General features: G+C 61.7%; 15 protein-coding genes. 6 read left to right on the top strand and 9 right to left on the bottom strand.

The features are described from left to right. Positions 1-26: 26 nt before the first annotated feature. Complete coding sequence (locus EN869_RS02210; protein WP_127228687.1) at positions 27-788, bottom strand: DsbA family protein; 762 nt, start codon at positions 786-788, stop codon at positions 27-29. A gap of 154 nt (positions 789-942) precedes the next feature. Continuing rightward, positions 943-1452, bottom strand: coding sequence for a DUF721 domain-containing protein (locus EN869_RS02205; RefSeq protein ID WP_127228688.1), 510 nt, complete (start codon positions 1450-1452; stop codon positions 943-945). A gap of 32 nt (positions 1453-1484) precedes the next feature. On the opposite strand from EN869_RS02205, the gene mutY reads away from it, so the two are divergent. From mutY to EN869_RS02190, 3 genes are read left to right on the top strand one after another with little or no spacing between them, the layout of a single operon-like run. After that, positions 1485-2603: an A/G-specific adenine glycosylase gene (gene mutY / locus EN869_RS02200; RefSeq protein WP_127228689.1), complete on the top strand. Its 1119-nt coding sequence runs from the start codon at positions 1485-1487 to the stop codon at positions 2601-2603. Between the two features lie 24 nt (positions 2604-2627). Next, positions 2628-3239: an HAD family phosphatase gene (locus EN869_RS02195; protein WP_127228690.1), complete on the top strand. Its 612-nt coding sequence runs from the start codon at positions 2628-2630 to the stop codon at positions 3237-3239. A 1-nt stretch (position 3240) separates the two neighbouring features. Beyond that, on the top strand, positions 3241-3633 hold the full coding sequence (locus tag EN869_RS02190) for a hypothetical protein (protein ID WP_127228691.1): 393 nt from the start codon (positions 3241-3243) through the stop codon (positions 3631-3633). A gap of 123 nt (positions 3634-3756) precedes the next feature. Here the strand turns inward: EN869_RS02190 and EN869_RS02185 are convergent, their stop codons facing one another. Continuing rightward, positions 3757-4890 (bottom strand): site-specific DNA-methyltransferase, encoded by a 1134-nt coding sequence (locus EN869_RS02185; protein ID WP_127228692.1) that lies wholly within the window; start codon positions 4888-4890, stop codon positions 3757-3759. Between the two features lie 170 nt (positions 4891-5060). Between EN869_RS02185 and EN869_RS02180 the strand changes: the two genes are divergently transcribed. Continuing rightward, complete coding sequence (locus EN869_RS02180) at positions 5061-5750, top strand: HAD family phosphatase (RefSeq protein WP_127228693.1); 690 nt, start codon at positions 5061-5063, stop codon at positions 5748-5750. A gap of 15 nt (positions 5751-5765) precedes the next feature. Here the strand turns inward: EN869_RS02180 and EN869_RS02175 are convergent, their stop codons facing one another. Continuing rightward, a complete protein-coding gene (locus EN869_RS02175; protein ID WP_127228694.1) occupies positions 5766-6227 on the bottom strand; it encodes a cupin domain-containing protein in 462 nt (153 codons plus the stop codon). Between the two features lie 109 nt (positions 6228-6336). Between EN869_RS02175 and EN869_RS02170 the strand changes: the two genes are divergently transcribed. Then, a complete protein-coding gene (locus tag EN869_RS02170) occupies positions 6337-7899 on the top strand; it encodes a winged helix-turn-helix domain-containing tetratricopeptide repeat protein (RefSeq protein ID WP_135916102.1) in 1563 nt (520 codons plus the stop codon). 221 nt (positions 7900-8120) lie between these two features. On the opposite strand, the gene EN869_RS02165 is transcribed toward EN869_RS02170, so the two are convergent. Continuing rightward, on the bottom strand, positions 8121-8558 hold the full coding sequence (locus EN869_RS02165; RefSeq protein ID WP_245519970.1) for a nuclear transport factor 2 family protein: 438 nt from the start codon (positions 8556-8558) through the stop codon (positions 8121-8123). An 837-nt stretch (positions 8559-9395) separates the two neighbouring features. On the opposite strand from EN869_RS02165, the gene EN869_RS34275 reads away from it, so the two are divergent. Continuing rightward, on the top strand, positions 9396-9572 hold the full coding sequence (locus EN869_RS34275; protein ID WP_167506984.1) for a hypothetical protein: 177 nt from the start codon (positions 9396-9398) through the stop codon (positions 9570-9572). A 138-nt stretch (positions 9573-9710) separates the two neighbouring features. On the opposite strand, the gene EN869_RS02160 is transcribed toward EN869_RS34275, so the two are convergent. The 4 genes from EN869_RS02160 to EN869_RS34270 all read right to left on the bottom strand — a co-directional run bounded on the left by EN869_RS02160 (position 9711) and on the right by EN869_RS34270 (position 12287). Beyond that, positions 9711-10031, bottom strand: coding sequence for a thioesterase family protein (locus EN869_RS02160; protein WP_245489515.1), 321 nt, complete (start codon positions 10029-10031; stop codon positions 9711-9713). Between the two features lie 116 nt (positions 10032-10147). Further along, a complete protein-coding gene (locus EN869_RS02155; RefSeq protein ID WP_127227855.1) occupies positions 10148-10903 on the bottom strand; it encodes a class I SAM-dependent methyltransferase in 756 nt (251 codons plus the stop codon). Further along, positions 10893-11387 carry a helix-turn-helix domain-containing protein gene (locus tag EN869_RS02150; RefSeq protein ID WP_127227856.1) on the bottom strand — a complete coding sequence of 165 codons (495 nt, stop codon included), beginning with the start codon at positions 11385-11387 and terminating at the stop codon, positions 10893-10895. Before EN869_RS02150 ends, EN869_RS02155 begins: the two co-directional genes overlap by 11 nt. A 747-nt stretch (positions 11388-12134) precedes the next feature. Next, a complete protein-coding gene (locus EN869_RS34270) occupies positions 12135-12287 on the bottom strand; it encodes a hypothetical protein (RefSeq protein WP_167506983.1) in 153 nt (50 codons plus the stop codon). Between the last annotated feature and the right edge of the window lie 31 nt (positions 12288-12318).

Below are 12318 nucleotides of genomic sequence, written 5' to 3'. Positions count from 1 at the left end.
CGGACCGCTTCGGCGCGGCCTGGATGTCAGAGCAGAGGGTCGATGATGGCCGACATTTCCTCAATCGACATCGCCCCTTTGTAGGTCTTTCCGTTGATGAAGAAGGTCGGCGTCGAGTCGACCTTGAACTCGTCCGCTCCGCGTTTCTGGACTGCTCTCACATCGTCCAGAAGCTTCTGGTCCGTCAAGCAGGACTCAAAGGACTCCTGTGTAAAACCGGCGAGCTTGGAGATCTGCAGCAGCGCTTCCTTGGTGTTGTTGACACCAACCCAGCTCGGCTGCTGTTTGAACAGCACGTCGACCATGGCGAAGTAATTGTCCTTGGAGCAGCGCGCCAGCATGAAGCCGGCCTCGGCGCTCGGATCGAACGGGAATTCGCGAAGGATGTAGCGCGCCTTGCCGGTGTCGATGTATTTGGTCTTCAACTCAGGAAAGGTGGTCATGGCGAAATGCGCGCAATGCGGGCAGGTCATCGACGCGTATTCGACGATGGTGACCTTGGCGTCGTCCTTGCCGAGCTGCTTTTCGGGCAGCGCGCCGGGCTTGAGCAGTTCCGCCATGTCGACCGTGCCCTGTGCCTCCGGTACCTGGGCGGCCGCAGGAGTGGCAGCGGGCTTGGCAGGAGTCGACGGGTCGGCGGGCTTCACATTGGCGGCCTTCGCCTCTTCGCCGGAGTCGCTGCATGCAGCGAGCAGAGCCACCGCGGGAACGGCGGCCAGCGTGGTCAGGACGTTTCTGCGGGACAAGCTTTTGCCAAACGGGCTTTTGCCAAACGGGGCACGGTTCATGCGAATCACCTGATATCGGTTGGATTTTGCAATGCAAGGGCTAGAAAAGGCGAGAGTTGGCGCGAATTAAGGCATCGCGATCCCCAATCCAATCGCTAAACCTGACCATCGGCATCACGAATGCGCGAGATTGGTGACGCATTCATGACGCTTCTTACGACCCTTTGGGCTTCCTTTCACCCAAAATTGTAGCGCCGAGGCGCTCCAACGAAGCGCGCAGGCCGTCGTCCTCGATCTTGCCGACCATATGCGAGAGTTTCGACTTCTCGGCCTCGGTCAAGGGTCGCGGCGCGGGCTTCGGCCGCGCCTTCTGCGAAAGCACCGGCTTCTGCAGGATCTTGATGCGGCCGATGGCGTTGAAGCCCAGGAAGGCGTTGACGCGGTTGATGACCTCACCGGCTTCGTGCTGCAGGTGCAGCGCCGCCATGCCTTCGCAGGCGATGATCAGCGTCGCAGGCTCGAACGGATCGTCCTCGTGCAGGCGGCGCGGCCATTGGATCTTTTCCGGGCGGGAATGGATGGCCAGGCGGGGTCCAGCGATCTCCTCCCAGGACTGCACCAGGCCGATCGAGATGCCAGCGCGCTTCCTCAGCACCGGATCGAGGATCTCGGTCGCGAGATCGCTCACCGGAACGGGATTGCCGAAGGGCTTTTTCCCTGCCATGTGCGTTCTCCAGTCCCCAGTTCATCCGATCAATGACACCGCTCGACCAGACCCGCAAGGCATCACAGACGGCCGCATCCTCGCATACCGGTGCCGAGCGACTGCTTGCCTGGTATGACGCGCATCACCGCGACCTGCCCTGGCGCGTGACGCCGGTCGCGTTTGCGCGCGGCGTGAGGGCCGACCCTTATCGCGTGTGGATGTCCGAGGTGATGCTGCAGCAGACCACGGTCGAGGCGGTGAAAGCCTATTTCCGCAATTTCATCGAGAAATGGCCGACGGTCGAGGCGTTGGCGGCAGCACCCGCCGAGGACGTGATGAAGGCGTGGGCCGGGCTCGGCTACTATTCCAGGGCGCGCAACCTGAAAGCCTGCGCGGACCTCGTCGCGCTGCGGGGCGGCCGCTTTCCCGACACAGAGGCCGGCCTGCGTGAATTGCCGGGGATCGGTGCCTATACCGCGGCGGCGATCGCGGCGATCGCCTTCGACCAACCGGCGGCGGTGGTCGACGGCAATGTCGAACGGGTCATGACCCGGCTCTATTCGATCGAAACGCCGCTCAGCGAAGCCAAGCCGCAAATCCGCGCGCTGGTGGAAGAGTTGGTGCCGCAGACACGGCCGGGCGATTTCGCCCAGGCGATGATGGACCTCGGCGCGACGATCTGCACGCCGAAGCGGCCGCGCTGCATGCTCTGCCCTTTGCGCGAGGATTGCAGCGCCATCCTTTCGGGCGACCCGGAACGCTTCCCAGTCCGCTTGCCGAAAGACGACAAGCCGCTGCGCAAGGGCGCCGCCTTCGTCGCCGAGCGCGACGACGGCGCCATCCTGCTGCGCAAGCGGCCGGAGAAGGGCTTGCTCGGCGGCATGACCGAGGTGCCCACCACCGGCTGGACGGCGCGGATCGACGGCGCCACGACGGCCGATGCCGCGCCCTTTCCCGCCGCTTGGCGGCGCGCCGGGCAGATCGGGCATGTCTTCACCCATTTCGCGCTCGAACTCGATGTTTTCCATGCCCATGTCACAGGCGATGCGCCGGATGGGCATTTCTGGTCGCTGGCCCATGAAATTTCCGGGGAAGCGCTGCCAACCGTCATGAAAAAGGTAATCGAGGCGGCCATACCGGGCGCGACCAAAAAGCAGCGCCCGCTTTGAGCGGCAGACGGAGTAAGACACAGCATGACTGAAATCCGCCATATCGTGTTCGACATCGGCAAGGTGCTGGTCCATTACGATCCGGACATCCCGTTCAGCCGCCTGATCCCAGATGCGGCGGAGCGGAAATGGTTCTTCGACAATGTCTGCACCAGCGCCTGGAACCTCGAGCAGGACCGCGGCCGGACCTGGGAAGAGGCCGAGGCGCTGCTGATCGCCGAGCATCCCGAACACGCGGAAAACATCCGCAATTTCCGCCGCCACTGGCACGAGATGGTGCCGCATGCCTATGACGACAGCGTTGCCATCATGCTCGGCCTGATCGAGCGTGGCCACGATGTGACCATGCTGACCAACTTCGCTGCAGACACCCTTGCCGAAGCCAGGCAGCGTTTCGACTTCCTCAACCGGCCGCGCGGCGTGACGGTGTCGGCCGACATCCGCCAGATCAAGCCCGACCGCGCCATCTACGACCATCACGTCGCGGCATTCGGCCTCGAACCATCAGCCACATTGTTCATCGACGACAGCCAGAAGAATGTCGACGGCGCCAAGGCCGCCGGCTGGCATGCGGTGCTTTTCACCGATGCCAAGACGCTTAAAGCGGACCTTGAACGGTTTGGGATTGTGGCCTGACGTGGGAAAGCTTGTTCTGACATTTGATCCGGAATGCCCGATACTCGATGCCGATGTCGGGCGTGGCCATTTCCGTGGACACGGTCAGACATATTTTCCGGTCAAAGAACTTGGTGACTTTCTCGCCGGCCTGCGGGCATACCCTCTTCAACGAGCAAACCTGACATTGAAGACCCCTGGCGTCATCGCCATCGCGGTCTTCCCGGCCGATGGCGTCGGTCACCTTTCCGTCCAGGTCGATGTCGCTGAGAGTATCGAAGCGCGTGATCTTGCACGCGTGCGGCTCCGCACCGATTATTCGCGCATCACCCGCTTCGCCGATCAGCTTTCGCTGATGGCGAAAGGCGAAATCACTGAGATCATTCTCGAAGAAGACAAGACCTTCGGTGGATGATCAATAGATGCAACCATCCGTGCCAAAGCGCTTAAAGCAGACCTTGAGCGGTTCGGGACTGCGGCTTGATCTGAATCGCTTGCAGCGATCCGTTGAAGTTCCGATTCAAGGGCAGTTTACGGCTCAGGCCCCTGCCCGCTCCATGCCGAGACGGGCGATGCGGCGGAGTTCATCGATCGGGGTGAGGCCGCCGCTGCGTTCATAATGCCAGAAGGTCCAGCCGTTGCAGGCATCCAGACCCTGCACCTCGGCGCCGATCTTGTGGATCGAGCCGGCGCTGTCGCCGATGGCCAGCGTGCCGTCGGCGCGCACTTTGGCCGCCCAGCGCTTCTTGGCGTCGTAGAGCGTGGCGCCCGGCGCGACCAGGCCGTTGTCGATCAGGCTGATAAAGGCGACGCGCGGTTCGGCGCGCTTGCCCGAAAGCACCGTCAGATCGGCGTTTTCCAGCGGACGCACCGCGGCGATGCGCTCGTTAGCGGCATCGATATAGGCCTGCTCGCGCTCGATGCCGATGAAGTGGCGGCCGAGGCGCTTGGCGACGGCGCCGGTGGTGCCGGAGCCGAAGAAGGGATCGAGCACGACGTCGCCCGGCTTGGTCGAGGCCATCATGATGCGGGCAAGCAGCGCCTCCGGCTTCTGCGTCGGATGCAGCTTGTTGCCATTCTCGTCCTTGAGACGCTCGCCGCCGGTGCAGATCGGGAACAGCCAGTCGGAGCGCATCTGCAGATCGTCGTTGGAAGCTTTCAGCGCTTCGTAATTGAAGGTATAGCCCTTGGCCTTCTGGTCGCGCGAAGCCCAGATCATCGTCTCATGCGCATTCTGGAAACGGCGGCCGCGGAAATTCGGCATCGGGTTGGTCTTGCGCCAGACGATGTCGTTGAGGATCCAGAAGCCGAGGTCCTGCATGCGGGCGCCGACACGGAAAATATTGTGGTAGGAGCCGATGACCCAGATGGTGCCGCTGGGCCTCAACACGCGTCGCGCAGCGAGCAGCCAGGCGCGGGTGAAGGCATCATAGGCCTCAAAACTCTCGAACTGGTCCCAGTCGTCGTCGACGGCGTCGACCTTGGACTGGTCGGGACGGTGCAGGTCGCCATCGAGCTGCAGATTGTAGGGCGGGTCGGCGAAGACGATGTCGACCGACTTTTCCGGCAGCCTGTCGAGGGCGGCGACGCAATCGCCCTTCAGGATGGTGTCCAGCCACTCGGACTTAAGGGGAGCGTGGGAAAGCTCGTCGAGAAGACGCACGGCGGACATCAAATCACCCAAACAAACGCGTTACGGTTTACTGCCTGTTATGGTTACCGATCAGCGTAAACATTCGGTGAAGGCCTGCCGGCAGGCTCACACGGTTTGCGCCGGCCGGCCCGTTGGTGTATGCCGCGCCGCTTGAGCCATCAGGGCCTCCCCAACGTTTTCGGATTGCCATGCCCCAGCCAGATCTTGTCATTTTCGATTGCGACGGCGTGCTCGTCGATTCCGAAATCATCGCCGCGCGCATCGAGGCCGAGCTTTTGACCTCGGCCGGATTCGAGATCTCGGCCGAAGAGCTCGCCGAAACCTATGCCGGGCTGACCTTCAAGGACATCATGCTGCGGGTCGAGGAGAAGTCGCAGATCCCGTTCCAGGCCTCGCTGATCGATCGGGCCGAGGAACTCGTCGACCGCAAGCTGCGCGCCGACGTGCGCATCATCGACGGCGCCCGCGAGGCGGTGGCCGCCGTCACCGCGCCGCGCGCCGTCTGTTCCAACTCGCGCACGGAACGGGTCGAGTTCATGCTGGACAAGGTGCGTCTGCTGCCCTTCTTCGCCGGCCGCATCTTCTCCGGGCTCGATATCCCCAGCAAGAAGACCAAGCCGGCGCCAGACGTGTTCCTCTATGCCGCCGGAAAGCTCGGCGCCAATCCGAGGAACACCTTCGTCATCGAGGATTCCGTGCATGGCATAACCGGCGCCCGGGCGGCCGGCATGCGCGTCATCGGCTTCACCGGCGCCGGGCACAGCTATCCCGGCCATGCCGACGCGCTGACCGAGGCCGGCGCCGAGACAGTCATCCGCCGCTGGGGTGAATTGAACAGCACGATCGCGGCACTGTCGGAGTGGTCGGAAGACGCCTGAAACCTGAGAGACTGCTTACGCGCGCGTCGTCAGCGTCGACAGCTGGTCGGTGTCGTAGCGGTTTCGCAGATCGGCGAGCGCTTTTGGATCGGGCGCCCCACGCGCCGCGAGCGCGGCCAGCTCTTCAAAATAATGCTCATGGCCAGGCGGAGAGACGGTCATCAGCACGCGCGCAGGCTTCTCGCTGACATTGGTGATGTTGTGCGGCACTCCCGGCGGGATGAACAGGAAGGTTCCCGGCGTTGCACGGATCGTCCTGTCGCCGACATGCCATTCACACTCGCCCTCGAGCAGATAGAAGGTCTCCTCCTGCACCCGGTGAACATGTCGCCCAGTGGCGAATTCCGGCGGGATCGTCCAGTCGAACATGCTCGTATGCTTGGCAATTTCATCGGTGACGAGGAACGCCATCGGATAGCCCCGCAACATGACGCCCTTCTTCTCGTCAGGCATGCGGATGACGGCAGCAGCGCTCATATGATCCTCCTCTGACAGGGCGCTTGTTTCTCGCAAGCGTTCGCGCAACATCGGCCGATCGCGCCGGAAAGTCGTGAATCCGTTGCCAAAAATTTGCTAAAAGGTTCCAATGACAGCCAGGGGCGACGTCTACCGCTTTGGCCCTTTTCGCCTCGATCCGGAGGTTGGCATTCTTTTTTGCGAAGATGAGCCGACTATGCTCGGGCAGCGCGCCGTCGCGCTGCTGCAACTGCTGATCCAGAACGCTGGCCAACCCGTGTCCAAAGACGCGCTGATCGACGCCGGCTGGGGCGGATCTGCGATTGCCGATAATAATCTGACGGTTCAGATCGCAGCCTTGCGCCGGACACTGGCCGACGCCGCCAATGTCGCCGACTGGATCGAAACATTGCCGCGCCGCGGCTATCGCTACGTCGGACCGGCTGTAGCCACGAACGTTCCCGACGCCTCGGCCGCCGTCCGCGCCGGGTCGGCCCCAAGCTTGCCCGAGAAGCCGTCCGTCGCGGTCCTGCCGTTCTCGAACTTGAGCGGCGATCCGCAGCAGGAGTACTTCGCCGATGGGATGGTGGACGACATCATCACAGGCCTGGCACGCATCAAATGGCTGTTCGTCATCGCGCGAAACTCGACCTTCTCCTACAAGGGTCGCGCCGTCGACGTGAAGCAGGTCGGCCGCGAGCTTGGCGTTCGCTATGTGCTCGAAGGCAGTGTGCGCAAGGCCGGCCACAGCGTGCGGGTTACCGCGCAGTTGATCGATGCTTCGACCGGCACCCATATCTGGGCCGAGCGCTATGACCGCAGCTCCGACGACATCTTCGCGCTTCAGGACGAGATAGCTCTGGCAGCAGGGGGCGCGATTGCGCCAAGCGTCCGGAAGGCCGAAATCGAACGTGTCAGGCGCAAACGCCCCGATAGCCTCGATGCCTACGATCTCGTGCTGCAAGCCCAGCCTGATGTCGATTCAGGCATGCCGGAGCAAGTGACCAGAGCGCTGGTCCTTCTCGAGCGTGCGATCGCACTCGAACCTACCTATGCGCTGGCGCATGGCAACGCCGCGATGTGCCATCACTGCCTGTTCCTTCGCGCCGGCCTGCAGGAGATCAACCGCGCGTCTTCGATCCGCTACGCGCGGTCGGCCATCGTCCACGGACAGGATGATGCGCTGGCACTCACATGGGCCGGCTTTTCCATCGGAATGGATGCGCATGATCGCGCCTCTGCGTTCGCGGCGTTGGAAGCCGCGCTCGCCATCAGCCCGTCATCTGCCCTGACCTACATCCTTGGCAGTGTCATTCTCGGATGGAGCGGTGAAGCGGAGCGCGCGATAGAGTGGAGCGAGCAGGGTTTGCGGTTAAGCCCGTTTGATTCATGGGCCTGGGCCGCATTTGACGCGCAGGCGATGAGCCATCTGCTGCGCGGACGTTATGAAGAGGCTTGCCGTGCTGCCTACAAGTCCGTCCAAGCCAATCCGGCACACAGTATCACCTATGTGCAATTGGCTGCCGCGCTGGCCAAGCTTGGCCGGCTGGACGAAGCGAGGGCGGCCGCCGCTCGCGTGCTCGAATTGCAGCCGGGCTTTCGCTACAGCCGCCAGTTTGCAGGGGTGAATTGCGCGCCCGCGCTTGCGAAGGCTCTTGGCAACGCGCTGCGGGAAGCCGGACTGCCTGAGTAGCTCACAACTGCACGGGCTCGCTGGGCGGTTCGAGGGAAGCTCGATATGCAATGGATAGGATGGCGTCGTCGCGACCTCACAGCGCTTGGACGATTTTGTCAGATCTGGCAGCGAGACCATCGGACCTCAAACAGTACCTTCGGCATGATCCTGCTTTACTGGCAACCCTGCCGCAGCAAGCGCTTGCGAGATCGAATCGCTTCCCCAAATCACAACCGCGTCTATCGGCGGAGTACCGAATCTGCCGGCTGAGCCGTCGTTATCGGATCGGCATGACGATGCACAATCTTCCAGACACCATCTTCTGGGCGAAAGACGGTCGTCACGCGCAACGCCAGAGGCGCGACATCGCTTCGACCGCCGACCTTGGACCTGAGCCGTTCTACCTCGACGAGGTATGCCAGCTCAGGCGTCACACACTTCGCTATGCAATCGAAGCCGGCAGCGTCGCCGTCCCTGTAATGCGATGCCGCTTCCTCCATCGTCTCAACGACCTGCTTCCATCCGTGCGCGAAAGGGCCAAAGGGATTGCCCAACGTTACATCGTCTCGTTCGGAGTAGAGCTTCTTCGCGGAGGTGTGGTCTCCTCTCATGAACTCACCCAGAGCCAGGTGGTATTTTTCAACCGCTTGATCGAAGTCATTGGCGTCGAGTGACACATCATCCTCCCGTCGTTTTATTTCTGATCCAGACTGGCGACTCTCCAGGTCAACGTTTTGTCTGTCCGCAGCGGTGAGGCATTTTCGCTCACTGCGCCGCAGTGCAGGTTGGCTCGGTCAGTATAGCACGGCGCGAGACAAAGTTCGCGTCAGCGTGTCGAGATGGTAGTGGGTCGGTTTGAAAGTTCAGGGTCAATGATAACCGGAGTGCCGGATACAACTGTGACCTTCATAATCTCGTGTCCGCCGATATCGCGAACTGTGCAGACTATATCGCGGCTCTCACCGTGGGCGGTCGGTACGGCCACGAACCGCGCACGATTTCGAAGGCGCGGTCCTGAGCCTCAAGTGGGCCTTTTAAGCTGGTCCCACGTGCGTCATGGTAGACCTCCCCACTATTTATATGGGCCTGTTGCATAATTCCGAGGGCGCAAAATCGCCCACTATGGCGAGGAATGGATTTCCAAGAGGCCCTCTTGCGCGACGAGCAAATGAATCAAATTTCTCGCTGGACCCTCCCGCTGGAAACGAGATTCTCAAAATCCGAGCCACATTTGAAGCCCCGGCACCTTGGGCTGAATTATGCAACGGGCCCCACTATCGGAGAGATCGAAAAAGAATCTGGGCATGGCGGGTTATAACTGCCCAGCAGCGGAAAGGTTCAGCCGGCGGTCATCACGGTCAATGCTTGTCGCTGTAGGCGAGTGCCTGCCCAGCAGAGCGCGGAAGGCCGTAGCACTGGCGCGCGCAAGCCTGGCTCCGCGCGACCGATGCGCAGCGTAGGCGGTCATCGACGCCCACCCCGACATCATCACGTCCTATCGATACCTCGCCGCCTTGTCGGCGATGAACGGCGACCTGGAGACCGCCCGCTGGGCCGCGCAAAAGCTCATGGCCGCCCAGCCGAGCTTCACGATCGAGCGATTCCGGTCGCTGCCTGTCTTTGACAACACCCCGGAATGGGCGAACCAGGTGGCCGAAGACTTGAAGCTAGCGGGACTGCCCGGACGCTGATCGCAAGGAGTGATCGCGGGCGCGGCCACGTTCCGTGGCTGAAGGACGCTACCTCGACCACGGCGGGCACGCGCCGAGCAGGCACCCGAGCCGCCGACAACGGCCTCGCCGACGTCGGTCCTCCGGTGGGAGAAGCCCTCAAACATTGCAGTTTCTTTTCTTTTCCATCACGCGCTTCCAGAATGTATCGAATTCAATGATTGATCTTTCGTGCGTCCCTTCGCTGATAAGACCGGCCTCGTCCGAGCATCGGACCAGGAAGCGAAGTTTTCTCCCTTCGACCGAACTCAACTCGACATCGGCCGTGACGGTCATGCCGACGGGGGTGGCCGCCACGTGGCTGACATCGACATGGGTGCCCACGGTGCGGTCTTCGGCCGCGAGGCATGGACGCAACGCTTCGATGCAGGTCTGCTCGATAAAGCCGATCATTATGGCCGTGGCGAGCACCTCCGGCATGTCACGGAAGCCGGGCCATCCTCCATCGATTTCCGGAACGGTGTGTTGGGGCGCCACGACAAGCTGTTCACTGTGGCGTAGTCCAGGTCGCAGGGGAGAGCGGATAGCGCTGTGGCTCACAGGCGCCCTAGCCTCATGTTGACGGGCCAGGTCACTGGCTGCTCGCCTTCTCCCCAGTGTCGGGACAGATCGGTGACGAAGCGTTCGAGGATATCTTCCCGGCCGGCTTCGATGACGCGCCGCGTCGCTGACCACGTGGATATGTAGCCGAGGAAATCGCGCAGTTCCCAATTGCGGTCGATGAACAATTGCGGAGGCTGAAGCTCGGAGAACGGGAACGGAATGGTCGCATAGCCCGTGTCCACGAGCTTGCGCTCCGGCGGCCAATAAGGCCCTATCTCCTGCCTGTAGAATTGGTTGAACCGCTCGTTGAGCTCAGGGGAACCGAATTGCAGAACGCCGTAGCTGATCAAAGCAATCAACGCATTGTCGCAACTAATCCGACGCACCTCTTCATAGAAGTGCGGCAGGTCGAACCAGTGAGCCGCCTGCGCGGCAGTTATGACGTCGGCGCTGCGATCGGGCAGGGGGATGTTCTCGGCTGGTGCGCAGATATAGCGGACGCGCTGATGGATCATGACGTTTGCAATCTGGTCGGCGCTGGGATCGAGCCCAATTGCCTCATCGAAATGGTCAGCCAGTTGGGTCGTAAGCTGTCCATTGCCGCAGCCTACATCCACCGCTCGGCGGCGCATGGGCGCTGCCTCGGCAAGAAACCGCGCAATTGCCAGGGGATATTCCGGCCTGAAGCGCGCATAATCGCGGCCGCCCTGATCGAACCAGTTCCTTGATCCTTTGGTTTCAGTCGCCATCGACAGGCTCCTCTGTGTGGCGTTTAACCCCGGCGGCCCTGAGGCGAGCGGCGAAGTCCTGTCGCTCGAGCGCGAGCGCAGCGTCCTCCAGAACGCGAAGCAGTGGATGGCCGATTTCCTTTTCCAATTGGTCGATGGCCTTGAAGATGCAAAGCCATAGCGGTTCGAGTGTCTCCAACAATTCCTCCCCGCGGGCAGTGAGGTGAACGCCGCTTTTCCGGCCATCTTCGAGGCCATGCCGGGCAACGATCCCGTCAGCCACCATCAGACCTATGGTCTGGCTTATTGCGCCTTGGGTTAGACGGGTCCGGGCGGTGATGTCAGTGACGCTTTCCGCGCCAGCCCTGACTGCGCGCAGCACCGGCGTATATCTTGCGCGATAGTTGAGATTGAGGGCGCGGTATTGCGCCTCCGCGCCCTGATCGACCAGTTCGCCGACAAAGCGGAGCAATTCTCCCAAACCTGGCTTAATGCGTAAGGTCATGCCCGCAAATTACATTAGCACTAATGTAATTTCAAGTGGGCTGCGAGCGCAAACGGAGACGCCATGGCACAACCTGACCGAAACAAATGCCTGGCGCGAAGGAAACCGCAGGTGCCGCCATCACAATCGCCTTGCCTGCAGCGCTATCCCCAAGGCGAGCAAGCTAAAGCGTAGGATTGACAACCCGAAGGCTCGAAGTCGATTTCGTCCTTGGTTCAGCGAAGACCGTGCCACAGTTGGCAAGCAGGGAACGCCCACGAGCTGGGCCCGGCCGGCGCGCGGTACGGGGTAGGAACAATACGCCAGCTTGATTTCATTATATCAGCTACGCCTAAGATATCTGCCGTGCGAATAGAGGACCTCAGTAACCGAAGACCAACAGCGCTACGCGGGCGCAAGTGCTGGCCGCGGCGCCAGACGAGCGATGTCGGGGATCCCAGACCACCCGGTGGCGATAGGCTGGAAGGTAATAGCCCGCCGCAACCACGTCGATCACGGCCCAAACTTCACGCGGCAAATAGACGGGCATGATGAGATTTAATATCGCCGCGGCAAAGAGCGTCCAAGCCGAAGGGCGATTTTCAGGACCCGAACGCGAGACCATGGCACCCGCAATAGCTGCTAGCGAAAAAGCGCCAGGACGCGAGGTAATTGATGGCCAGGACGCCAATGCTAGCAGCATTGCAATGGCGATTACGACTGCGACGAGGCGCATCGGCCCACCTGGCCAAGCCAGAATCGTTCTCATCATTGTCCTGCGCGGGGCCTGGGAGCATCGTGCCATGTAATGGTGGCCGCGGAAGCCCTCACGACAATTACGAGGAAGAAAATCAACTTGGCGGCGACATCAATGACGAGCCGCAGCACGATGAGGAGCGTGAGGCAGACGAGGCTGAACATGACTAGCCCGCCTTTATCGATGGCGGCAAGG

The organism is Mesorhizobium sp. M2D.F.Ca.ET.226.01.1.1, assembly GCF_004022705.2.
GTDB lineage: Bacteria > Pseudomonadota > Alphaproteobacteria > Rhizobiales > Rhizobiaceae > Mesorhizobium.
This window is presented reverse-complemented; position numbering and strand designations above follow the sequence as displayed.